General features: G+C 63.6%; 15 protein-coding genes, 2 tRNA genes, 2 rRNA genes, 1 pseudogene and 1 riboswitch (1 of these 21 only partly in view). Of the genes and pseudogenes, 12 read left to right on the forward strand and 8 right to left on the reverse strand.

The genetic code is table 11. The features are described 5' to 3' along the window. The 3 genes and pseudogenes from HYH08_RS37625 to HYH08_RS34135 all read left to right on the forward strand — a co-directional run. Positions 1 to 127 (forward strand): annotated as a pseudogene (locus HYH08_RS37625) (ABC transporter permease); the annotation flags it as partial. A 104-nt stretch (positions 128 to 231) separates the two neighbouring features. Beyond that, the gene (locus HYH08_RS34130; RefSeq protein WP_220014207.1) at positions 232 to 936 is read left to right on the forward strand and encodes a YdcF family protein; all 705 of its coding nucleotides are present in this window, start codon (positions 232 to 234) and stop codon (positions 934 to 936) included. Between the two features lie 23 nt (positions 937 to 959). Continuing rightward, complete coding sequence (locus HYH08_RS34135; protein WP_220014208.1) at positions 960 to 1,733, forward strand: lysophospholipid acyltransferase family protein; 774 nt, start codon at positions 960 to 962, stop codon at positions 1,731 to 1,733. A 216-nt stretch (positions 1,734 to 1,949) separates the two neighbouring features. Here HYH08_RS34135 and HYH08_RS34140 read toward each other — a convergent pair whose 3' ends face one another. Further along, the gene (locus tag HYH08_RS34140; protein ID WP_220014209.1) at positions 1,950 to 2,552 is read right to left on the reverse strand and encodes a gamma-glutamylcyclotransferase; all 603 of its coding nucleotides are present in this window, start codon (positions 2,550 to 2,552) and stop codon (positions 1,950 to 1,952) included. Positions 2,553 to 2,662: 110 nt separating this feature from the next. Between HYH08_RS34140 and HYH08_RS34145 the strand changes: the two genes are divergently transcribed. Further along, positions 2,663 to 3,847, forward strand: coding sequence for a DUF2125 domain-containing protein (locus HYH08_RS34145; RefSeq protein WP_220014210.1), 1,185 nt, complete (start codon positions 2,663 to 2,665; stop codon positions 3,845 to 3,847). 107 nt (positions 3,848 to 3,954) lie between these two features. On the opposite strand, the gene HYH08_RS34150 is transcribed toward HYH08_RS34145, so the two are convergent. Genes HYH08_RS34150 through HYH08_RS34160 form a run of 3 tightly spaced genes read right to left on the reverse strand, consistent with a single transcriptional unit; the run spans position 3,955 to position 6,868 of the window. After that, entirely contained in the window at positions 3,955 to 4,893 is a 939-nt protein-coding gene (locus HYH08_RS34150; protein WP_220014211.1) for a prephenate/arogenate dehydrogenase family protein, read from the reverse strand. Beyond that, complete coding sequence (gene hisC, locus HYH08_RS34155; protein ID WP_220014212.1) at positions 4,890 to 5,984, reverse strand: histidinol-phosphate transaminase; 1,095 nt, start codon at positions 5,982 to 5,984, stop codon at positions 4,890 to 4,892. The genes HYH08_RS34150 and hisC overlap by 4 nt, the downstream gene beginning before the upstream one ends. A gap of 35 nt (positions 5,985 to 6,019) precedes the next feature. Further along, complete coding sequence (locus tag HYH08_RS34160) at positions 6,020 to 6,868, reverse strand: chorismate mutase (protein ID WP_220014213.1); 849 nt, start codon at positions 6,866 to 6,868, stop codon at positions 6,020 to 6,022. Positions 6,869 to 7,025: 157 nt separating this feature from the next. Then, a riboswitch (SAM riboswitch) is annotated at positions 7,026 to 7,105 on the forward strand. A gap of 86 nt (positions 7,106 to 7,191) precedes the next feature. On the opposite strand from HYH08_RS34160, the gene metX reads away from it, so the two are divergent. After that, entirely contained in the window at positions 7,192 to 8,394 is a 1,203-nt protein-coding gene (metX, locus tag HYH08_RS34165) for a homoserine O-acetyltransferase MetX (RefSeq protein ID WP_220014265.1), read from the forward strand. A 15-nt stretch (positions 8,395 to 8,409) separates the two neighbouring features. After that, positions 8,410 to 9,075, forward strand: coding sequence for a methionine biosynthesis protein MetW (gene metW / locus HYH08_RS34170; RefSeq protein ID WP_220014214.1), 666 nt, complete (start codon positions 8,410 to 8,412; stop codon positions 9,073 to 9,075). A 153-nt stretch (positions 9,076 to 9,228) separates the two neighbouring features. On the opposite strand, the gene HYH08_RS34175 is transcribed toward metW, so the two are convergent. Continuing rightward, positions 9,229 to 10,092 carry an alpha/beta fold hydrolase gene (locus tag HYH08_RS34175; RefSeq protein ID WP_220014215.1) on the reverse strand — a complete coding sequence of 288 codons (864 nt, stop codon included), beginning with the start codon at positions 10,090 to 10,092 and terminating at the stop codon, positions 9,229 to 9,231. 216 nt (positions 10,093 to 10,308) lie between these two features. Between HYH08_RS34175 and HYH08_RS34180 the strand changes: the two genes are divergently transcribed. Continuing rightward, the gene (locus tag HYH08_RS34180; RefSeq protein WP_220014216.1) at positions 10,309 to 10,968 is read left to right on the forward strand and encodes an NlpC/P60 family protein; all 660 of its coding nucleotides are present in this window, start codon (positions 10,309 to 10,311) and stop codon (positions 10,966 to 10,968) included. Between the two features lie 139 nt (positions 10,969 to 11,107). Here HYH08_RS34180 and HYH08_RS34185 read toward each other — a convergent pair whose 3' ends face one another. Beyond that, on the reverse strand, positions 11,108 to 11,896 hold the full coding sequence (locus tag HYH08_RS34185) for an MOSC domain-containing protein (protein ID WP_220014217.1): 789 nt from the start codon (positions 11,894 to 11,896) through the stop codon (positions 11,108 to 11,110). 244 nt (positions 11,897 to 12,140) lie between these two features. On the opposite strand from HYH08_RS34185, the gene clpB reads away from it, so the two are divergent. After that, entirely contained in the window at positions 12,141 to 14,780 is a 2,640-nt protein-coding gene (gene clpB, locus HYH08_RS34190; RefSeq protein ID WP_220014218.1) for an ATP-dependent chaperone ClpB, read from the forward strand. Positions 14,781 to 14,862: 82 nt separating this feature from the next. On the opposite strand, the gene HYH08_RS34195 is transcribed toward clpB, so the two are convergent. Both HYH08_RS34195 and HYH08_RS34200 read right to left on the reverse strand, forming a co-directional pair. Continuing rightward, positions 14,863 to 16,482, reverse strand: a complete 1,620-nt coding sequence (locus tag HYH08_RS34195) for a Vgb family protein (RefSeq protein ID WP_220014219.1) — start codon at positions 16,480 to 16,482, stop codon at positions 14,863 to 14,865. 150 nt (positions 16,483 to 16,632) lie between these two features. Beyond that, positions 16,633 to 18,696, reverse strand: a complete 2,064-nt coding sequence (locus HYH08_RS34200) for a M23 family metallopeptidase (protein ID WP_220014220.1) — start codon at positions 18,694 to 18,696, stop codon at positions 16,633 to 16,635. A gap of 1,119 nt (positions 18,697 to 19,815) precedes the next feature. Between HYH08_RS34200 and HYH08_RS34205 the strand changes: the two genes are divergently transcribed. The 4 genes from HYH08_RS34205 to HYH08_RS34220 form a co-directional block, all read left to right on the forward strand. Continuing rightward, positions 19,816 to 21,302: ribosomal RNA gene (locus HYH08_RS34205) — 16S ribosomal RNA — on the forward strand. Positions 21,303 to 21,488: 186 nt separating this feature from the next. Further along, a tRNA-Ile gene (locus HYH08_RS34210) sits at positions 21,489 to 21,565 on the forward strand. A 141-nt stretch (positions 21,566 to 21,706) separates the two neighbouring features. Beyond that, a tRNA-Ala gene (locus HYH08_RS34215) sits at positions 21,707 to 21,782 on the forward strand. 392 nt (positions 21,783 to 22,174) lie between these two features. Beyond that, positions 22,175 to 22,500: ribosomal RNA gene (locus tag HYH08_RS34220) — 23S ribosomal RNA — on the forward strand (it continues 2,521 nt past the right edge of the window). Together the 16S and 23S rRNA genes with 2 tRNA genes alongside form the textbook arrangement of a ribosomal RNA operon.

The following is a 22,500-nucleotide window of genomic DNA, read 5'->3' on the forward strand; positions in this document are numbered from 1 at the left end:
GCTCGGCACCTTCTCGCTGCGGCCCTCCGGCTACATCGTGCTCGCGGTGCAGGCCGTGCTGATCGGCGCCATCACCGCGGTGGCCTCGCGCCAGACGCTGTTCGCCACGTTAAACGATGTGGAGTGAGGTTGCTTTCTTCCTTCTCCCGCAAGGGGAGAGGGCAAGAAACCGGACTCCACTTCGCCTTAAAACGTCTTAAAATCATCCGGGGAAGGGATCACCGACATCACATGACCTCACAGGCCGACGATCGATCGCCGAAACTGCCGCGCGGCTGGCTGCGTGCGACTGTGGTGTCGACGATCGCGCTCGCCTTTGTCGGCGCTGCCGCGGGCTTCATCGCGTTCCTGTCGCAATTGCGCGGCGCGGAGATCGCGCCCGACCGCAAGGCCGACGGCATCGTGGTGCTGACCGGCGGCTCCTCGCGGGTGTCGGACGCGATGGAGCTCTTGGCGGCCGGCTACGGCAAGCGGCTGCTGATATCAGGCGTGCATCCGACCTCGACGGCGAGCGACATCTCGCGAACCCTGCCGGAGAATCAGTCCTTCATGGCCTGCTGCGTCGACCTCGACCGCACTGCGCTCACGACCCGCGGCAACGCGGCTGAGGCGCGGCGCTGGGCCGAGGGGCGCGGCTTCAAATCGCTGATCGTGGTCACCTCGAACTATCACATGCCGCGCGCGCTGGTGGAGTTCTCGCACGCGATGCCGGAGACGACGCTGATCCCCTTTGCCGTGGTCGGTGACAAATGGCGCGAGGAGCCGTGGTGGACCTCGTCGTCCACCTTGCGGCTGTTGCTGTCCGAATATGTCAAGTACATCGCGGCCGAGCTCAGGGTGCGGCTGGAGGATTTCGGGATTGACCTTTCGCCCGAGATGTCGGAGCAGCCTTCAGGCCTGACGCCGAAGCGGCCCGCAACGGCCCAGGCCAATTGATCGGCAAATTAATCGGATCGTCGATGTTCCTGATTTTCCTGCGCTCGCTCGTGTTCAACGTGCTGTTCTACACCGTGCTGGTGGTCCTCGCGATCGTGGCAATCCCAACCTTTGCATTGCCGCCGCGTGCCATGCTGACGGTTGCCGAATGGTGGGCGAAGGCGACGCTAGTGCTGATGCGGGTGGTCTGTAACATCAAGGTCGAATTCCGAGGCGTCGAGAAGATTCCGGCCGGGCCGCTGCTGATCGTCGCAAAACACCAGTCGTTCTGGGAGACGTTCGTGCTGCCGGGCTTCTTCAACCGCCCGATCTTCATCCTCAAGCGCCAACTGATGCAGATCCCGGTGTTCGGCCAGTTCCTGGTCAAGACCGGGATGATCGCGATCGACCGCAACGCCGGCGTCAAGGCGCTGCTGGACATGACGCGCCGCGCGCGCGAGGCGGTGCGCAGCGGCAAGCAGCTCGTGATCTTTCCGGAAGGCACACGCCGTGCGCCGGGCGCGCCGCCCGATTACAAGACCGGCTTTGCGCAGATCTATTCGTCCTGCGGCGTACCGTGCCTGCCGATCGCGCTCAATTCCGGCCTGTTCTGGCCGCGCCGCACCTTCATGCGCTATCCCGGCACGCTGGTGGTCGAATTCCTCGATCCGCTGCCGCCGGGTTTGCCGAAGGACGAGTTTCTCGCGCGCGTGCAGACCGCCATCGAAGACGCGACCGGCCGCCTCGTCGAAGCCGGCCGCAAAGAGCAGGAGCAATTGATCGGCAGCGCGCCGAGCTATGCGCCGTCGGAGAGTTAGAGCAGTATGGGATTTGGTTGAATCGATTTGCGGTCAGGGCTCGGTTTACCTCTCCCGCAGGGAGAGGTCGGATCGCATCGGAGATGCGGTCCGGGTGAGGGGATCTGGTCTCGCTGGTGCGGCAGCCCCTCACCCGGATTGCTGCGCAATCCGACCTCTCCCCCGTCGGGGAGAGGTGAATCACCGACAGCGCGCCGAACGTAATTTCATCATGCTTTAGCGGTTCTCTCGATCCTCCGCGGGAGCGGGCGCATGCGCATCACCGTGCAGCATGGTTGCGAGCTGATGCAGCTGCGTGTCGCGAAAACCTTCGGCCTCGATCGCTTTCACCGTCGCCGTCACGTAGTCGCGGTTGGCGCCGGACTGGCCGTGGCCCTGGATGACATGGCGATGCTGGTCGGCGAGTGAGAGACGGCCGGCATATTGGACATGGCCGCGATCGACCACGTAAGCGAGCGCGGAGACGCGCTCGCGCGCATCGTTCTCGAGCCAGACCGAGCGCATCACCTCGCGATAGACCGACGTGACCTGCTCGCGCGCCCGCAAATAGGCGACGACGTCGGCGCGGTTCTTCTCGGCGACACGGAAGGCGATGCCGCGGCAGGCGCCGCCGCGGTCGAGCCCGAGCACCAGGCCCGGCTTCTCCGGCGTGCCGCGATGCACGAAGGAATAGACGCAGAGCGCGCGGTGCTCGCCGACCAGCCGCGCCGGGACGCGCTCCTCATATTCGAAGCCCGGGCGCCACATCAGCGAGCCATAGCCGAACACCCAGAGGTCGCCCTTGGCCGTGGTGACGGAGGGGAGTGTGATTTCGGACATTTCGGGCACGGCTACCAGAACCGGCTGCCCAAGCGAAGCGAATTCTCCGCCTTTCGTCACAGGCCGTGCCCGCTTACATTTGCCAAAATCTGGGACCAAAGGGTCGCCGCATGTCCAATATGACCATTGCCGCAGGCCGGCGTTCCCGTTGGGGCCTTTTCATCGCCCCCATCATCCTCCTGATCCTCGCGGTCGCGTGGAGCTGTTTCTGGTTCTATGCCGCATCGCAGGCCGAGATCGCCGCCGACGCCTGGCGCGCGCAGGAGGCCAAATCCGGCCGCATCTATGATTGCGCCAAGCGGTCGATCGCGGGCTTCCCGTTCCGTTTCGAGGTCCAGTGCTCCGGCGCCAGCGTCGCCCTGGTGTCGCAGAATGCCAGCAAGACGCCGTTCACGGCGAAGCTCGACAACATCCTGGTCGTCGCCCAGGTCTATGATCCCAAGCTCGTCATCGCCGAGTTCTCCGCGCCCGCGACGCTGACCGACGGCGTCACGCAAAACACTTTCGTGGTGAACTGGAGCAAGGGCCGCAGCAGCGTGGTCGGCCTGCCGGCCGTGCCCGATCGCGCCTCCATCGTGTTCGACGATCCCAGCCTCAATCGCCTGGACGGCAGCGTGCAGGTGCCGCTCGCGCGCGCCAAGCAGATCGAACTGCACGGCCGCCTCGCGGATGGATCGCCGTCCGATCACCCCGTGATCGAGACCGTGGCCCACATCGCGCAGGGCAGCATCCAGGGCGTTCATCCCTTGCTCGCCGAGCCGTTCGAGGCCGACACGCGTGCGAAGATCACCGGCCTTACCGATCTTACGCCAAAGCCCTGGCCGCAGCGCTTCCGCGAGATCCAGGCTGCTGGCGGCCACATCGAGATCGTGCAGTCACGCATTCAGCAGGGCGAGATGATCGCGGTCGCGGCCGGCACGCTCGGCCTCTCGGCCAATGGCCGACTCGACGGCGAGTTGCAGATGACGGTGACGGGCCTCGAGCGCGTCATCCCGGCGCTCGGCATCGAGAAGATGCTGGAGGAGGGCGTGCCGCAGGCAACGCTCGACCGCGTCGCGCCCGGCGTGAAGTCGCAGGATCTCAATAATCTGTTCGGCGCGCTCGACCGCGCCGTGCCCGGCCTCGGCAAGGTCATCAAGCAGAACGCCAATGCCGGAGTTGCCGCCGGCATCAATTCGATCGGCACCGAGAGCACGCTGGAAGGCAGGAAGGCGCGCAGCTTCCCGCTGAAGTTCGTCGACGGCGCGGTGCTGCTCGGCCCGGTGAAGGTCGGCCAGATCCCGCCGCTGTATTAGCTTCTCGTCATTGCGAGCGAAGCGAAGCAATCCAGAATCTTTCCATGGAGGCGGTCTGGATTGCTTCGTCGCAAGCGCTCCTCGCAATGACGGAGGAGAGATAAGGGCTACGGCTTCTTCCCGAGCTGCCCATGCTGGCGGCCGAAATCCGCGGCAGCCGAATCCTGCCCGATCTCGACGATGCCGCGGCGGATGGCGCGGGTGCGGGTGAAGTGGTCGAACAGCGCTTCACCGTCGCCGCGGCGGATCGCGCGGGTGAGCTTGGCCAGATCCTCGGTGAAGGTGCCGAGCATCTCCAGCACGGCTTCCTTGTTGGCGAGGAAGACGTCGCGCCACATCGTCGGGTCGGAGGCGGCGATGCGGGTGAAGTCGCGAAAACCGCCGGCGGAGAACTTGATGACTTCGGACTCCGTCACCTGCGCCAGCTCGTCGGCGGTGCCGACGATGGTGTAGGCGATCAGATGCGGCAGATGGCTGGTGATCGCGAGCACGAGATCATGATGATCCGGCGTCATCACCTCGACCTTGGCGCCCATCGCCGCCCAGAACGCGCGCAGCTGCGCAACCGCCTCGGCATCGACGCCTTCCGGCGGCGTCAGGATGCACCAGCGATTGATGAAGAGCTCGGCGAAGCCGGAGTCGGGTCCCGAATGCTCGGTGCCCGCCACCGGGTGCGCCGGCACGAAATGAACGGTCTTCGGCAGATGCGGCGCCATGTCCCTGACGATCGCGCCCTTGACCGAGCCGACGTCGGAGATGATGGCACCGGGCTTCAGATGCGCGGCAATCTCCTGCGCCACCGGCCCGCAGGCGCCGACGGGAATGCAGAGGATGACGAGATCGGCATCCTTCACCGCTTCCGCGTTGGTCGCCACGACCCGGTCGACGATGCCGAGCTCCATGACCCGCGCGCGCGTCTTCTCCGAGCGCGCGGTGGTGACGATCTCGCCGGCGAGGCCCTGGAGCTTCGCCGCGCGCGCGATCGAGCCGCCGATCAGGCCGAAGCCGATCAGGGCGACGCGCTGGAAATGCGGTGAGGCGCTCATTTGCCGGCCATGAAGTCGCGCAAGGCGTCGACGACGAGGCGGTTGGCCTCCTCGGTGCCGATGGTCATGCGCAGCTGATGATGCAGGCCGTAATTCTTCAGCGCGCGCAGCACCAGGCCGCGCTTGGTGAGATAGGCGTCAGCCGCATCCGACGTCTTGCCGGTCTCGGGGAAGTGGATCAGCACGAAATTGGCGACACCCGGCGTCACCTTCAGCCCCAGCTTGCCGATCTCCTCGGTGAGCCAGTTGCGCCAGGTCTCGGTGAACTGCTTCGACATCGCCTGGTGCGCGGTGTCCTCGATCGCAGCCACGGCGGCATACATCGCCGGCGTCGACACGTTGAAGGGACCGCGGATGCGGTTGACGGCGTCGATGACGTGCTCGGGGCCGAACATCCAGCCGATGCGCAGCGCCGCAAGACCGTGGATCTTGGAGAAGGTGTGCGTCACCACCGTGTTCTCGGTGGTCGCGACCAGCTCGATCCCCATTTCATAGTCGTTGCGGGAAACGTAATCGCAATAGGCCGCGTCCAGCACCAGGAGCACATGCGAGGGCAGGCCGGCACGCAGGCGCTTGACCTCGTCGAACGGAATATAAGTGCCGGTCGGGTTGTTGGGGTTGGCGAGCCAGACCAGCTTGGTCTTCGGCGTCACCGCTTTCAGGATCGCGTCGACGTCGCAGGTCAGGTTCTTTTCCGCCGCGACCACGTTCTTCGCACCGACCGCCATGGTCGCGATCGGGTAGACCAGGAAGCCGTGCGTGGTCGAGATCGCCTCGTCGCCATGGCTGAGATAGGTGTGGGCGAGCAGATTGAGGATCTCGTCCGAGCCGGCGCCGCAGATGATGCGGTTGGGATCGAGCCCGTAGTGGCGGCCGATCGCCTCGCGCAGCACGCGCGAGGTGCCTTCCGGATAGTCTTCGAGATGCGTTGCCACGCTCTTGAAGGCCTCGATCGCCTTCGGCGAGGGACCGAACGGGGTCTCGTTGGCCGAGAGCTTGAACACCTTGCGGCCCGGCTCGGGGACCGGGCTCTTGCCGGGCGTATAGGGCGCAATATCGAGAATGCCGGGGTTCGGCACAGGGCGGGACATCTTCAACTCCGAAAGTAGCTTAAGCGGTACGCGATTTACGATTTCGACCCGGTCGGGGGCACCGTATAGCGCGTTGCGTGGCTGCCGACGAGGGCCGTGGAGCGCACCGAGGCCCCCGCCTCGATCAGGGCAGCCTTGATCTTGTCGATGCTGGTCGCGCTGGTCACCGAGACCAGCAGGGCAGCGCCGTCGAAGGCGGTATCGGGTACTGCCACGATCTCGGCGAGCGGCGACAGCGCCCGCGCCACCTCGGCGTTCCACCCGGAGACGCGCACGCTGAAGGTCTCGACCTCCGTCACCACGGCGCTGTCGGCGACGCGCGAGATTGCGAACACGGGAAGCGCGGCCGGATGGTCGGCGCGCTCGACGAAGGGCAGCCGCGCGATGATCTTCGGCGCGCCGTCGGCTTCCAGCTCCAGCCACCACGGCGTGCGGCTCGAGGTCGCCGAGACCAGCGCCAGATCGCCCTTGGATTTCGCCACCGCCTCCACTGCCGCCTGCGCGCTGAAATGCGCGACGTAAGGCACCGTGAAGCCGAAATGGAAGCGCACGGAATCGCGCATCGCCGGCTCGCTCGCCGAGATGTCGGCATGCACGGAGAACGGCGCCTGGACGTATGTGAACGTCGAGATGATGACGCGCCAGATGCTCTCGACCGTGTCGAGCGGCAGGATGCCGCGATGGCGCTGCACGATGTCGCGCATCATCGAGGCCTCGCGCGCCGGCCGGAAAGCCGATCCGACCTCCTGAGTCTGCTTCACCTGGATCAGACGGTCGATGATGTCGCCGCGCTGCATCAGGAGGCGATGCATGGCCTCGTCGATCGCGTCGATCTCCTGGCGCAATTCCTGGAGCGATGGTGGCGCGGGCGGACGTTGGGACATATCTGACTTGGTCTGTTGAGGCTGCGGGGATGTCCTGATTAGGCAGTCAGGGCGGCGAAAGCAAAGAGAAACGACGGCCTTTTCGGCAGGCCGGACGGAGGCAAATCCGGCTCATCCGGGCCGCGACTTGACGAAAACCGCCCAAGACAGTAGGTTTTGCCCGTTCCGTGGTCATTTGAGCCGGCCGGCTTGCAGCCACGTTAAAAAACTCGCTAAACAGGCCGGGGACGCTTTCGATCCCGGCCGAACCTATCGTTCAGGCCGGGTTTTTCATGGCCTGATGTCAGCGGCGGTCAAGGCTGCCGTCGCAAACGAGGTCGATGATGGTTGGCGTCAAGTCTGTGCCGAGTCCCGCGATCAGTGCCGACGATCGCTCGCATGAGGTGGATCATCCGAGCTCGCAGGTGGCGCAGTTCGGCGCCGAGCAGCCGCTGAGGCTCGATTGCGGCATCGATCTCTCCCCGTTCCAGATCGCCTATCAGACCTATGGCGAGCTCAACGCCGATCGCTCCAACGCGATCCTGATCTGCCATGCGCTGACCGGTGATCAGCACGTCGCCAACGTGCATCCCGTCACGGGCAAGCCCGGCTGGTGGGAGACGCTGGTCGGACCCGGCCGGCCGATTGATCCCAAGCACTACTTCATCATCTGCTCCAACGTGATCGGCGGCTGCATGGGCTCGACCGGGCCGGCTTCGATCAATCCGGCGACCGGCAAGGTGTGGGGCCTCGATTTCCCCGTCATCACCATCCCCGACATGGTGCGCGCGCAGGCGATGCTGATCGACCGGCTCGGCATCGACACGCTGTTCGCCGTGGTCGGCGGCTCGATGGGCGGCATGCAGGTGCTGCAATGGACCGCAGCGTACCCTGCGCGCGTCTACTCCGCGCTCGCGATCGCCTGTTCGACGCGGCACTCGGCGCAGAACATCGCCTTCCACGAGCTCGGCCGCCAGGCCGTGATGGCCGATCCCGATTGGCACAATGGCGGCTATGCCGACCAGGGCATCCATCCGCATCGCGGCCTCGCGGTGGCGCGCATGGCCGCGCACATCACCTATCTCTCCGACGCCGCGCTGCATCGAAAATTCGGCCGGCGCATGCAGGACCGCGAATTGCCGACCTTCTCGTTCGACGCCGACTTCCAGGTCGAGTCCTATCTGCGTTATCAAGGTTCGTCCTTCGTCGAGCGCTTCGACGCCAACTCCTATCTCTACCTCACGCGCGCGATGGACTATTTCGACATCGCCGCCGACCATGGCGGCGTGCTGGCGAAAGCGTTCGCGGGTATCCAGACGCGCTTCTGCGTGGTCTCCTTCACCAGCGACTGGCTGTTCCCGACCTCGGAATCGCGCGCGCTGGTGCATGCGCTGAATGCGTCGAGCGCGCGGGTGTCGTTCGCCGAGATCGAGACCGATCGCGGCCACGACGCCTTCCTGCTCGACGTGCCGGAGTTCTTCGACATCTCCCGCGCCTTCCTGCAATCGGCGGGCAAGGCGCGCGGGCTCACGACCAGGAATGACTGACGAGGACGGCTAGCCATGTCTGTACAGGAAGTGCTGCCGCTGGACGGCCTCGCCAAGGAGCAGCCCGGCCAGTTTCGCGCCGACCATCTGCTGGTCGCCGGGATGGTCAAGCCCGGATCGAAAGTGCTCGATGTCGGCTGCGGCGAGGGCGATCTGCTCCAGCTGTTGGAAACGCGCGGCGTCGACGGCCGCGGCATCGAGTTGTCGCGCGAGGGCGTCAATCGCTGCGTCGCCAAGGGCCTCGCGGTGGTGCAGGGCGATGCCGACACCGATCTCGTCAACTATCCCGATGACGCCTTCGACTACGTGATCCTGTCGCAGACGCTGCAGGCGACGCGGCAGCCGAAGGTGGTGCTGGAGAATCTCCTGCGCATCGGCCGCCGCGCTATCGTGTCGTTCCCGAATTTCGGCTTCTGGCGGATGCGGCTCCAGCTGCTGATCGGCGGCCACATGCCGCGCACGGAGAATCTGCCGGCGACCTGGTACGACACCGCCAACATCCATTTCTGCACTATCAAGGACTTCGTCGAGCTCTGCGATGCCATCGGCGTCAAGATGGAGCGCGCCGAGGCGCTCGATCTCTACGGCCGTCCGTTGCGGCTGCGGTTGCCGTGGTGGGTGTGGAACATGTTCGGCGAGCAGGGCGTGTTTCTGCTGAGCCGGGGCGGAAGGAAGGCGTAGTTACTCGTCATATCGACGCGCTCAACTGTCATCGCCCGGCTTGACCGGGCGATCCAGTATTCCAGAGGCGGCGTCGTGATACGGAGAAGCTGCGGCGTACTGGATTCCCCGCCTTCGCGGGGAATGACAGCAGTGTGTGACGGTGCGTTTGTTCTAGTGGGCCGCCAGCGACCTCGGATCCCGCACCGGCCAGCGTCCCGCCTCCACCAGCGTCACGAAGCGCTCTACGCTCTCGTTGAACAGCGCAGGCTCTTCGAGATTGAGCACGTGGCCTGATTTCGGAAACATCGCGAGCCCTGCGGCGGGCAGGTGCTTCTTCAGGAACAGGCTCGCCCCCACGCACGGATCGTCCTCGTCGCCGCAGATGATCAGAGCTGGCGCCGCCACCTTTCTGATCGCATCCGTCAGCGTGTAGATCGAAGGACGGCCGCCCTGAAAGCCGCGCATCGTATTCGCCGATCCCTTCGCATCATGCCGCGCCAGCGCGGCGTAGAAATCGGCGTGGCCGCGCGGGTCCTTCACCAGGAAGGGAATCCGGCTCGGCGCCTCGCGCGTGACCTTTGCGACTTCCGCCGAACCTAGCGTCTCGAACTGCTCGGCATTGGCGCGGCACTGCTTGCGCCAGGTCTCGAGGTTCTCCAGTTCCGAGCCGGAGCCGACGCCGGCGAGCGTCATCGACAGCGCCCGCTCCGGCGCGTTCAATCCGATCTGGAACGACGAATAGGCGCCCATCGAGAGTCCCACGAGATGCGCGCGCGCGATTCCGAGATGATCGAGCACCGCAAGTGCGTCGGTGTAGAAGTGTTTGTAGGTGTAGACTTCGCCATCGGGCACATCCGACGGCGTGTAGCCGCGCGCCGAATAGGTGATGCAGCGGTGGCCGCGCGAGAAGTAACGCATCTGCGGCTCCCAATTGGTGTAGTCGGCTGCGAACTCGTGCAGGAAAATAATCGGCGTTCCCTGGCCCGCTTCCTCGAAATAGATGCGGACGTCGTCCCTGGTCGTGGCGTGGGGCATTAACTGTTTCCCTCTCTTCAAGCCGTGGCTTGAGGATCGCAGTTAATGTTGTTGTTCGCAATGCGGCAGCGTTACGCGAGCAATGACGCAAAATCATCGCAGCCATTCGCCGGGCCAGCGTCTTTTTCTCGCCACATCGGACGGCTTAACGGCCTCATCGATGTCGGCCACCGCACGGGCCGGTTGGGAAAGAGGGGTGTCAACGAAGGATGAAGAATGGTTGAGTTGTTTGCGTCTCGCCTGTCGCGATGTGTTGTCGCGCTGGCGATTGTCTTCGCGGCGATTGCCGCGTTCGTCTCTCCGGCCTCAGCGCGGCCGCATCATCGTCATAGCGCAGAGCGGCACGGTTACGTGCATCACGCCAGACATCATCATCACCGCCACCATGCACGCAGCTCGCGCTTCGAGCGCAGCGCGGAGCAGTTGCGGGCGAGCGGCTTTGCCGACACGCGGGCCAGCTATGATCCGAACGCCAATGCCGGCGGCATGGCGAGCAACGGCATGACTGCCAGCGGCGGCTTCGGCGGCGGATCGAGCCTCGTGTCCGAGGCGCGCCGTTATGTCGGCGGCAATCCGACCGGACGTGGCAGCCTGTGGTGCGCGCGCTTCATGAACATGGTGCTTGAGAAAACCGGCCACCAAGGCACCGGCTCGGACATGGCGAACTCGTTCGCGCGTTACGGCACCCGCGTCTCCGGTCCGCAGGTCGGCGCCATCGCAGTGATGTCGCGCGGCCGTCGCGGCGGTCATGTCGGCATCATCACCGGCATCGATGCGCAGGGCAATCCGATCATGATTTCCGGCAACAACGGCAATCGCGTCCGCGAGGCCCCAGTCTCGCGCGGCCGGATCTATGCGTATGTGATGCCGAATTGAGGTAACGACGGCGACGAGGCCATGGCGAGGGTCTCGTAGGGTGGGCAAAGCGAAGCGTGCCCACGGCCTCTGCCGGTTCAGAGAAGTGGTGGGCACGGCGCAAGTGCGCCTTTGCCCACCCTACGGCAGCGGTGCCAGCTCACACCAACCTCGGCTCTTCCACCGCCACCGTATCACCGACGCCGATCTCGCCGTCGGCGATCACCTCGGCATAGATCCCGCAATCCATGTGGCCGAGATGGCGCGACAGCGTCGGCGGGATCTCGAGATCGCGCTTGGCCGTGACCGGGTCCACGTTGGTGGCGGGGCAGCGCACGATCCGCTTGACCACTTTCAGCCGCGCTTGCCCGATGGCAAGCGTCTGTCCCACGAGGTCGAGCTCGGACCACGCCGGCCAGCCCTTCACATAGAGGTTGGCGCGGAAGCGCAGCGGATGCACGGCGGTGCCGCCGAGCATGGTTTCGATGGCGCGGATACTCTCGAGATTGATGATGGACACGACCTTGCGGGCGACGTCGGAAAAGCTGTGGTCGCGTCCGGACAGCACCTTTGGCGGGCCCTTCAGCTCCGGCTGAAAGTTCTTCGCAAAGTAGTCCTCGATGGCGGCCCGCCCGGCGGCGGTTTCGAGGTCGCCGCTGGCGACAATCTGGCCGTCCTTGCGGATGGTCAGCTGGTTGGTTGCGTCCTCGAACCGGCTGTCGAGGCCCGCCAGCCGCTCATTGCGCGCCAGCATCAGGAACTGGATTTTCGGCTTCCATTCGGGCGCCTCCGGGTCGAACCCGCTCGGGCCGTTCTCGATGGCGTAGCGGCGGTCGGCGGGGAGCGTCTGGCCGGTCCGCAAATTGACGCGGGGCAGGGGCTCGGGTGTCAGGCCCTTGATCGGGTAGCGGTAAAGGCCGGTGATCTCGGCGGTTTGGCTGGTTGTCATGCGGCTACTTAAGGGATTCGACCTGCGTCCGCCAACCGGTCGATAAACGCACGAAATTGTGAACCCGCCCCTTTCGATCCGAGGGCCCGCTTCCCACATCTGGGTCAGGCCGGCGCCAGCGCCGGCTGATAACGACCGCTGCTGGTTGAGGAATGTCAACGCGGCCAGCGGAAACCCAATGAAGATGCCGTTTGGGGTGCCTTGAAGGGCCCCAGGAGCGGCAGGCCGAGGGACAGAAAAGACCATGAATATCGACAAATATACCGAACGCTCCAGGGGCTTCATCCAGTCCGCGCAGTCCCTTGCGATGCGCGAGGGGCATCAGCAGTTTTCGACCCTGCACGTCCTGAAAGTGCTGCTGGACGACAATGAAGGGCTGGCCTCCGGCCTGATCGACCGCGCCGGCGGCAATTCCCGTGCGATTCTGAAGGCGACCGAGGACGCCCTCAATAAGGTGCCGAAAGTCAGTGGCGGCGGCGCCGGCCAGATCTATCTCGCGCCCGAGCTTGCCCGCACTTTCGACGCCGCCGAAAAGGCCGGCGAGAAGGCTGGCGACAGCTTCGTCACCGTCGAGCGGTTGCTGCTCGGCCTGACGCTGGAGAAGACCAGCGAGGCCGGCACGATCCTCGCCAAGGGTGGCGTCACTCCGCAGAATCTCAACGCGGCGATCGAGGCGCTGCGCAAGGGCCGCACCGCTGATAGCGCGACGGCCGAGAATGCCTATGACGCGCTGAAGAAATATGCCCGCGACCTGACCCAGGCTGCGCGCGACGGCAAGCTCGACCCGGTCATTGGCCGCGACGAGGAGATCCGCCGTACGATCCAGGTGCTGTCGCGCCGGACCAAGAACAATCCGGTCCTGATCGGCGAGCCGGGCGTCGGCAAGACCGCCATCGCGGAAGGCCTTGCGCTGCGTATCGTCAACGGCGACGTGCCCGAGAGCCTGAAGGACAAGAAGCTGCTGTCGCTGGATCTCGGCGCGCTGATCGCGGGTGCAAAGTACCGCGGCGAGTTCGAGGAGCGCCTGAAGGCCGTGCTTCAGGAAGTCACCGCCAGTGAAGGCACCTACATCCTGTTCATCGACGAGATGCACACGCTGATCGGCGCCGGCAAGGGCGACGGCGCGATGGACGCGTCGAATCTGCTCAAGCCCGCGCTCGCCCGCGGTGAGCTGCACTGTATCGGCGCGACCACGCTCGACGAGTATCAGAAGCACGTCGAGAAGGATGCGGCGCTGGCGCGGCGCTTCCAGCCGATCTTCGTCAGCGAGCCCTCGGTCGAGGATACGATCTCCATTCTGCGCGGGCTGAAGGACAAGTACGAGCAGCACCATGGCGTGCGGATCACAGATTCCGCGCTTGTGGCGTCCGCGACGCTGTCCAACCGCTACATCACCGACCGCTTCCTGCCGGACAAGGCGATCGACCTCATGGACGAGGCCGCGGCGCGGCTGAAGATGCAGGTCGATTCCAAGCCGGAGGAGCTGGATTCGCTCGACCGCGAGATCATCCGGCTCAAGATCGAGCAGGAGGCGCTCAAGAAGGAAAGCGATCTCGGCTCCAAGTCGCGTCTTGAATCGCTTCAAAAGGAGCTGGCCGAGCTCGAGGAAAAATCTGCGGCGCTGACGGCACGCTGGAGTGCGGAGAAGAACAAGCTCTCCAACGCCCAGAAGCTGAAGTCGGAGCTTGACGCCCTCCGCGTCGACCTGGCCGATGCGCAGCGGCGCGGCGAGTTCCAGAAGGCCGGCGAGCTGGCCTATGGCCGGATCCCGCAGCTCGAGAAGCAGCTCGCCGATATCGAGGCGCGTGAAGGCTCCGGCGAGATGATGGAGGAGGCGGTGACCGCCAACCATATCGCGCAGGTGGTCTCGCGCTGGACCGGCGTGCCTGTCGACAAGATGCTGGAAGGCGAGAAGGAGAAGCTCCTGAAGATGGAGGAGCAGCTCGGACAGCGGGTCGTCGGTCAGTCCGAGGCCGTGCGTGCGGTCGCAACTGCCGTGCGCCGTTCGCGTGCAGGCCTTCAGGACCCGCACCGGCCGACCGGCTCGTTCATGTTCCTGGGCCCGACCGGCGTCGGCAAGACCGAGCTGACCAAGGCGCTCGCCGAGTATCTCTTTAACGACGAGACCGCGATGGTCCGCCTCGACATGTCCGAATACATGGAGAAGCACTCGGTCTCGCGACTGATCGGCGCGCCTCCGGGCTATGTCGGCTATGACGAGGGCGGCGCGCTCACCGAAGCGGTGCGGCGCCGGCCCTACCAGGTGGTGCTGTTCGACGAGATCGAGAAGGCGCATCCTGACGTCTTCAACGTCCTGCTGCAGGTGCTCGACGACGGCCGCCTGACCGACGGCCAGGGCCGCACCGTCGATTTCCGCAACACGCTGATCATCATGACCTCGAACCTCGGTTCGGAGTTTTTGGTGAACCAGCCGGAGGGCGAGGACACCTCGGCCGTGCGCGAGCAGGTGATGGGGATGGTGCGCGGGCATTTCAGGCCCGAGTTCCTGAACCGCGTCGACGAGATCATCCTGTTCCACCGCCTGCAGCGGAGCGAGATGGGCCGGATCGTCGAGATCCAGTTCGCGCGCCTGCAGAAGCTGCTGACCGATCGCAAGATCGTGCTGACGCTCGATGCCGCCGGCCGCGACTGGCTCGCCGCCAAAGGCTGGGACCCCGCCTACGGGGCACGGCCGCTGAAGCGCGTGATCCAGCGTTACGTCCAGGATCCTCTCGCCGAGATGATTTTGGGCGGCGACATCAGGGACGGCGATACGGTTGCGATCTCCTCCGAAGGCAACGTGCTGACCTTCAACGGCAAGGCGCCGCAGACCGCGGAGATCGCCCAGTTCGAAGTGCCGGTGTCGAAGCGGAAGTTGAATTGAGCATCGGTACTCGTCGACAAAAATAAATCGCCCCGGAGAGGTTCGTCCTTTCCGGGGCGTTTTTCTGCTGCTCGGCCTGCGGTTATTTCTTCACGACCTTGTAGATCGCATTCTCGATGTCGGAAGTCACGTAGATGACGCCCGTCGCGCCGATCGCGACGCCGGTCGGAATGTGCGTCGGCAACCCGCCGGGCGCGCCGATAAGGCCGATCGGAAGACCGCCCGCGATCTCGGTGATCTTGCCGCTCTCCGGCGCGATCTCGATCAGCCGCTTCGCGCCGACCTCGGCCACAATCAGCTTGCCGTCGCTGCCGCGGGCGAGGCCCTCGGGCATTTTGAGATCGCTGGCGATCACGGTCTTTTCGCCGTTCCTGTCGACCCTCGAGACCTGGCCTGCAAAGGCCTCGGTGACGTAGACCTCGCCGTCGGGTCCGCCGACGAGCCCGACCGGGCCATCGAGCCCGCCGATCAGCGCCGTGCGGTCCTTGCCGTGCTCGCCGCTCACCTTGACCAGTGACTTGGTGCCGAGCTCGGCCACCAGGATGCTGCCGTCCGCGAGCACGATGGTGTCATGCGGCGCCTTGAAGCCGTGCAGCATGTCGCGCGTGGCGCCGGTCTTGCCGTCGATCACCTGCACCGTGCCGGTGAACCAGCTCGACAGGATCACGTCGTTGCCTTTCGCCGTCGCACTCATCGGATATTCGAGCGTGACGCCGTCCGCATGCATGCGCGCCTTCTCGGTGACCTCGCCGGTCGCTCCGTCCACGGTGCGATAGGCGAACACATCGGCGACGTGGATCGTATCCTTGCCGTTGTCCGAGGTGACACCGATACCGCCGGGCAAAGCGAGTTTGCCGATGATGATCTGTTTGGCCTGGCCGGTCGCGGGATCGACCTCCTGGATGCCGTTGTCGGCCATGTTGGAGACGTAGATGCGGTCCTTGTCGTCGATCGCGAGGTTGTCCAGCGAGGGTTTCAGCTGCGCGACGACCGCCTTGGCGCCGGACCTGGGATCGACCCGAACGAGCTGGCCGAGCGCGGTGTCGACCACAAAGAGATTGCCCCTGGAATCGAAGTTCACTGCGGCCGGGACCTTGAAGCCGTCGGCGACCACGGTCAGCTCGGCCTTGTCGACATCGACCTTGGCGACCTGTCCCTTGAACCACAGCGGACCATAAAGCTTGTCGTCGGGGCCGAACTCGAAGCCGTTGAGGCCGCCCATCTTCTCCATGATCTGGCGGGGCGGTTTGACGCCCTCGACGTCGATCTCATAGAGCGTGTCGCCGAGGAAAACGGTCGTGGCGTAGAGGCGGCCGTCCTTGCGGAAGGCGAGCGAATTGATGCCCGGAAGGCCGCTTGCGAGCTTCTTGATCGGGCCGTCGCCCTTGCGCGCATAGAGATCGCCGGCGAGGAAACCGGTCCAGGCCATGGTGCCGTCGGGCGCAAAGGCGATGTCGTCGGCCATTCCGATCGGCGCGGGGATTGCAACTTTGGCGGTACCGCCTGAAATGTCGACCTCGTAGAGCATCGCGCCCGCGACACTGCCGGCGAACAGATGGCCTGCCTTGTCGATCGCGAGCCCGTGCACGCCATGGAACGCGGAGCCGGGAACGAGCTTCGTGACCTCCCAACCTTCGGCCGATGCGCTCGTTGTGGAGAAAACCGCAGCAATCAGGGCCGCGCAGGCGAGCCTGTTCTTCATGGCGAGACCTCCCGTTTTTTGGGAAGTATTCGCCCGTGACGCGGCTTTGGCAAACGAAACTTGAAATTGTAACGCCGTGAAGTGGCCTCGCTTCAAGGCGTTCCATTCATCCTGTCAGTGAAGATTCAGGCCGGCGCCGGCCAGTTGCGACTAGCGGTTCGTGACCTGCAACGGTCCACCCGTCGCATCCGACATGCGCGCAATGGCGCCGCCGCGGCCGCTCATCATGCCGTCGAGCCGGTCGCGTTCCTTCTCGAAGGCGGCCAGCAACGGGCCTTCCAGCGAACGGCCGCGCGGCAGTTTCACGCGCAGCGGATCGACGAAGCGGCCGTTGACCAGGATTTCGTAGTGAACGTGGGGGCCGGTCGACTGGCCGGTCGAGCCGACGAAACCGATCACCTGGCCCTGCCGCACCTTCTTGCCGGGCTCCATGCCCTTGGCGAACGCCGACATGTGACCGTAGGCGGTCTCATAGCCGTTGGAGTGCTTGATGCGGATGTATTTGCCGTAGCCGCCCTCGGGACCAACCTTCTCGAGCACGCCGTTGCCGGAGGCGAAGATCGGGGTGCCGTAGGCCGTGGCCCAGTCGACGCCGGTGTGCATCTTCACGTAGCCCAGGATTGGATGGCGGCGGCCGCCGAAGCCCGAACGCATGATGGCGTTGTTGACGGGCTTCCTGACCAGGAATTTTTTCGCGCTCTTGCCGGTCTCGTCGTAGTAGTCGACGACGCCGTCGTCGGGGCTCTGGTAACGGTAGTATTTCTTGGTCTCGCCGCCGACCGTGAGGGAGGCGAACAGTACGTCGTTCTTTTCGCTCGACGTCACGCCCTCGTCTTCGCCGGCATAGAACACGTCGAACGAGTCGCCCGGCTGCACCTTGCGCTGGAAATCGACGTCGTAGGAGTAGATCTTGATCATGTCCTCGATGACGGGCATCGGGACCTTGTTGCGCATCGCGGTCTCGTAGATGCTCTGGTAGAGCCTGACGCCGGTGCCGTCATCCTCGTCATCGTCGTCGCTGTTGGCGTTGGCCGCAGCCTCGGTGACGGTGTTCATGCTGGAGACGTCGACCGCGACGTATTTGCCGAGATCGGACAGCGCCGCGATCGCCTCGACCACCGTGTCGTTTGCAACCACGACGCGATAGGGCTGGAGGCGGGCGCCGGGGCTCGAGGGCGCCATCAGGATGCGGAGCTTCTCGCCTTCCTTCAGGCCGCCGTCGCGGCCGCGCGGACCCAGCGTTGCGGTGATCGCCTTGATCTCGTCGGCGGTAGCGCCGAGATCGCGCAGGACGCCAGCGACGCTGTCGCCTTTCTTGACCATGTGGACGCGTTCGCCGCTCGGATTGCCGCCGGTGATCTGCTCCTTGGTCTTCGGCAGCAGCGTCACGTTTTCCGGCACCACGCGCGTCTCGAAACCGGCATAGGGATCGGATGGCGAGGTTTCCGGAGCATAGGCGCTTCGCATGTCGGACGGGCCGGTCGCGCCGGAAACGTCGGCGGCGGCATTGGCGAGCGAGGCGTAGCGCACCCCGCCATTGCCGCGCCAGTTGGCGGCATCGCGCACCCGCATCAGGATGTCGTCGAGCGCCACCACGGCGGAAATCTTCGCCTTCGGCAGCACCGGCGACAGGTCTTTGGTGACGAAGGAGACCTCGGCGTCGGGCTCGACAGCTTCCGGATTGTTCGGGTCCTCCGATGCGGCCTTCGGATCGGAGCCGACGTCGGTGAGCAGGCGCTGGGCGTTGAACGGCGGGATCTTCGCCGACAGGTCGCTCGTCGTCATCGACAGATTGCCGGCGATCCGAACGAAAGGCCGCACGCGCATGACGTCGCGATTGCCGACGCGGGCGACCGTCGAGACGCGCACGATGCTGCGCGAGGCGTTGGATTCGTTCGGCGGCGGCAGGCGGTCGCTCTTGTGCAGGGTGGCGGCGCGATCGGCCGCGCCGAACGCGCCACGGAGCGCGCCTTCGACGCGCTCCGGCACCTTGGCGAAGGTCATCTCACCGTCGAGCGATGCGAAAACGGCGCCGCCGATCAGGGCTGCGCCGCAAAGTCCGGTCAGAATCGTGCCGCTGAACCATTGTACCGAGACTCGGCGGCGATCGATGACGGCGGCTTCCGAACCGTCGACGGACAGCGGCGGCTCGTGGCCGAGATCGATGATCCCGGTCTCACGCCCGTAAGCGCCGCGTGACGTCCTCTGGTTCAACCCAAGTCCCCCAATCAACGACCCAAGATGCCCGGTTTCGAACCTTGTCCGGGCCGCCCTCTTGAACGGGGATCGCCGGAAAAGGCAAGCCGCACAAGCGCTCGTGCTCAGAAAGCCCCCGGATAAGGGGCCGGCCGAAATTACGAACAGCTGGACGGGTAAAGCGCTCTCGATGTCTCTCGAATGTCCGAAGAAGGCCGCGTCATCTGTAAGATCGCCTTCCTCTGACCCCACGAAAATCGCTGGCAGCCCCCACTGGCGTCCCCGCGATTCAAGCTTGTCTCTTATCAGAACGCCGCGGGATTGTGGCTCAAGTACGGCGCCTAATATGGAAAAAGTTTCCTGAACGCCAGGCCGCAAAGGTCCCCGTCTGACTACGGGCGGAGCTCGGCGCGGGCCGCGGCGTGGCCCCACGCGGCGTGGCCGGGGCGACCGAGCGGGGGATCGTCGGACTGGCTGGCCCCACTCAGAGCGGCCGGCGCCGGGGAGAGCCCCGGGGGAGGACGCCGGAACGGCCTCCAATGCGCCCTCCGGAGGCCACCGGCGGACAAACTTTTTTTCAGATTTTTTACCGTGGAGCTCCGCTCCGCGCGTCTACGGGGCGTCTAATCCCCTGGAATCGCTGAGTTATTTTCGACAATCCACTGTGCGACGATTTGTTGACGATTGGCGTTGACAGCCCGGAAGGTGGGGCCTATAACCCCAACCACTGAGCGCGGCGCCGCCGGGTCACTGACCAAGGCGAGCGAACGCGCCACTGATGCTCCTCACCTTGTTGAGTGACACAACAGCCGACACCAGTCGGTTGGAGTTCATCCATCGTCGGTAAGGGTGTCGGAACCCTTCCTCTCAGGAAGGTTGAGACCTCTCCGGTCTCGGGCTGTTTGACAAGTGAAGATGAAGAAAGAGAAACGTGGACGGCGGAGTCCTTGCGCCTCTCGGACCACTTGAGAGCTTCGGCTTTTGAGTACTGAGAGAGGACGAAAGACTTCGGCGGTACACGTTTCAAAGGAAACACCATCGTTGTCCGCGATGTGAATCGCAGACAGCAAGTCGATTTCGGTCGACAATGGTGGGACCTCGTCAAACGTTGTGATCAGCCGGTTCAAAGTTCAAGTCCAACTTGAGAGTTTGATCCTGGCTCAGAGCGAACGCTGGCGGCAGGCTTAACACATGCAAGTCGAGCGGGCGTAGCAATACGTCAGCGGCAGACGGGTGAGTAACGCGTGGGAACGTACCTTTTGGTTCGGAACAACACAGGGAAACTTGTGCTAATACCGGATAAGCCCTTACGGGGAAAGATTTATCGCCGAAAGATCGGCCCGCGTCTGATTAGCTAGTTGGTAGGGTAATGGCCTACCAAGGCGACGATCAGTAGCTGGTCTGAGAGGATGATCAGCCACATTGGGACTGAGACACGGCCCAAACTCCTACGGGAGGCAGCAGTGGGGAATATTGGACAATGGGGGCAACCCTGATCCAGCCATGCCGCGTGAGTGATGAAGGCCCTAGGGTTGTAAAGCTCTTTTGTGCGGGAAGATAATGACGGTACCGCAAGAATAAGCCCCGGCTAACTTCGTGCCAGCAGCCGCGGTAATACGAAGGGGGCTAGCGTTGCTCGGAATCACTGGGCGTAAAGGGTGCGTAGGCGGGTCTTTAAGTCAGGGGTGAAATCCTGGAGCTCAACTCCAGAACTGCCTTTGATACTGAAGATCTTGAGTTCGGGAGAGGTGAGTGGAACTGCGAGTGTAGAGGTGAAATTCGTAGATATTCGCAAGAACACCAGTGGCGAAGGCGGCTCACTGGCCCGATACTGACGCTGAGGCACGAAAGCGTGGGGAGCAAACAGGATTAGATACCCTGGTAGTCCACGCCGTAAACGATGAATGCCAGCCGTTAGTGGGTTTACTCACTAGTGGCGCAGCTAACGCTTTAAGCATTCCGCCTGGGGAGTACGGTCGCAAGATTAAAACTCAAAGGAATTGACGGGGGCCCGCACAAGCGGTGGAGCATGTGGTTTAATTCGACGCAACGCGCAGAACCTTACCAGCCCTTGACATGTCCAGGACCGGTCGCAGAGATGTGACCCTCTCTTCGGAGCCTGGAGCACAGGTGCTGCATGGCTGTCGTCAGCTCGTGTCGTGAGATGTTGGGTTAAGTCCCGCAACGAGCGCAACCCCCGTCCTTAGTTGCTACCATTTAGTTGAGCACTCTAAGGAGACTGCCGGTGATAAGCCGCGAGGAAGGTGGGGATGACGTCAAGTCCTCATGGCCCTTACGGGCTGGGCTACACACGTGCTACAATGGCGGTGACAATGGGATGCTAAGGGGCGACCCTTCGCAAATCTCAAAAAGCCGTCTCAGTTCGGATTGGGCTCTGCAACTCGAGCCCATGAAGTTGGAATCGCTAGTAATCGTGGATCAGCACGCCACGGTGAATACGTTCCCGGGCCTTGTACACACCGCCCGTCACACCATGGGAGTTGGTTTTACCTGAAGACGGTGCGCTAACCGAAAGGGGGCAGCCGGCCACGGTAGGGTCAGCGACTGGGGTGAAGTCGTAACAAGGTAGCCGTAGGGGAACCTGCGGCTGGATCACCTCCTTTCTAAGGATGGCTCTTCAGAAGCTTGCTTCTATCGAGCTGTTTTAGAAACATCAGTGGCCAACAGATCGCCAGATCGTTGAGCTGCATTGGCGGGATTTCGCCGTCTACGTTTCTCTTTCTTCGCGGACGAACACGCGCTGGACCTGCAACGGCAGGGTCCACGGTCCCTGACGGGATATGCGTTAGGGGCTTGTAGCTCAGTTGGTTAGAGCGCGCGCTTGATAAGCGTGAGGTCGGAAGTTCAAGTCTTCCCAGGCCCACCAGCCTTCGCAGGCTCTGCCTGCTTCGGCTCGGCGAGCCGGAGATTGAGCGAAGGCTGTCGCGCCGGAGCCGAAAGGCGAAGGCGGACTGGTTGATCCCGATCGACGACTTGGCTTGGCTAAGAGCATTCGTCTTCTGGTTACGGGGCCATAGCTCAGCTGGGAGAGCGCGTGCTTTGCAAGCATGAGGTCGTCGGTTCGATCCCGTCTGGCTCCACCAGATGGTTTGATCATCGACCGATCGTGCAACTAATCGTCCGCGATACATCACTTCGCATCCTGCTAGTCTGGATAGACAGCAAGATGCGTGATTTCTGACATCGTAAAGAGGAGATCGATCCGAGTTGGGTCGTGTAGCAGATTGCTGCGCGCATCCTTCATTATCTCCGGATCATTTTCGGCGCTCATTGCCGACCGCAAGGTTGGCAGCGAGTTGTAAAATGATCCTTTTAGCGAAGCTTGACCGCCTCGCTATCGGAACGATCTTACGAAGCAAGCTGGTCTTTCTAGTCAATGTCCGGCTGCGACAATCGTATCTTCGAGGGTACGTGCCTTTGATGGCAGTTGCGCAGACAACATTCTGCCGAGTGTGTGGACATTGATAATGAGAGCAATCAAGTGCCTTAAGGGTGTTCGGTGGATGCCTTGGCGCTGAGAGGCGATGAAGGACGTGCTACGCTGCGATAAGCCGTGGGGAGCTGCGAAGAAGCTTTGATCCGCGGATTTCCGAATGGGGAAACCCACCTTCGATAGCCGGAACTCCAAGACCTTTGGTCTTGGTGTTCGACCAGAAATGATCGGGACCATAACCCTAGAGGTTTTGGATTTCCGGTTATCAAGAGAAGGTATGAGACTTCTGAATACATAGGAGGTTTCAAGCGAACCCAGGGAACTGAAACATCTAAGTACCTGGAGGAAAGGACATCAACAGAGACTCC

The organism is Bradyrhizobium sp. BR 10289, from assembly GCF_019455385.1.
In the GTDB taxonomy this organism is placed as follows: Bacteria; Pseudomonadota; Alphaproteobacteria; order Rhizobiales; family Xanthobacteraceae; genus Bradyrhizobium.

Excerpts from the sequence above, each read along its gene's own strand:
- HYH08_RS34130 (WP_220014207.1), top strand. The coding sequence starts at position 232 with ATGACCTCACAGGCCGACGATCGATCGCCGAAACTGCCGCGCGGCTGG.
- HYH08_RS34135 (WP_220014208.1), top strand. The coding sequence starts at position 960 with ATGTTCCTGATTTTCCTGCGCTCGCTCGTGTTCAACGTGCTGTTCTAC.
- HYH08_RS34140 (WP_220014209.1), bottom strand. The coding sequence starts at position 2,552 with ATGTCCGAAATCACACTCCCCTCCGTCACCACGGCCAAGGGCGACCTC.
- HYH08_RS34145 (WP_220014210.1), top strand. The coding sequence starts at position 2,663 with ATGTCCAATATGACCATTGCCGCAGGCCGGCGTTCCCGTTGGGGCCTT.
- HYH08_RS34150 (WP_220014211.1), bottom strand. The coding sequence starts at position 4,893 with ATGAGCGCCTCACCGCATTTCCAGCGCGTCGCCCTGATCGGCTTCGGC.
- hisC (WP_220014212.1), bottom strand. The coding sequence starts at position 5,984 with ATGTCCCGCCCTGTGCCGAACCCCGGCATTCTCGATATTGCGCCCTAT.
- HYH08_RS34160 (WP_220014213.1), bottom strand. The coding sequence starts at position 6,868 with ATGTCCCAACGTCCGCCCGCGCCACCATCGCTCCAGGAATTGCGCCAG.
- metX (WP_220014265.1), top strand. The coding sequence starts at position 7,192 with ATGGTTGGCGTCAAGTCTGTGCCGAGTCCCGCGATCAGTGCCGACGAT.
- metW (WP_220014214.1), top strand. The coding sequence starts at position 8,410 with ATGTCTGTACAGGAAGTGCTGCCGCTGGACGGCCTCGCCAAGGAGCAG.
- HYH08_RS34175 (WP_220014215.1), bottom strand. The coding sequence starts at position 10,092 with ATGCCCCACGCCACGACCAGGGACGACGTCCGCATCTATTTCGAGGAA.
- HYH08_RS34180 (WP_220014216.1), top strand. The coding sequence starts at position 10,309 with ATGGTTGAGTTGTTTGCGTCTCGCCTGTCGCGATGTGTTGTCGCGCTG.
- HYH08_RS34185 (WP_220014217.1), bottom strand. The coding sequence starts at position 11,896 with ATGACAACCAGCCAAACCGCCGAGATCACCGGCCTTTACCGCTACCCG.
- clpB (WP_220014218.1), top strand. The coding sequence starts at position 12,141 with ATGAATATCGACAAATATACCGAACGCTCCAGGGGCTTCATCCAGTCC.
- HYH08_RS34195 (WP_220014219.1), bottom strand. The coding sequence starts at position 16,482 with ATGAAGAACAGGCTCGCCTGCGCGGCCCTGATTGCTGCGGTTTTCTCC.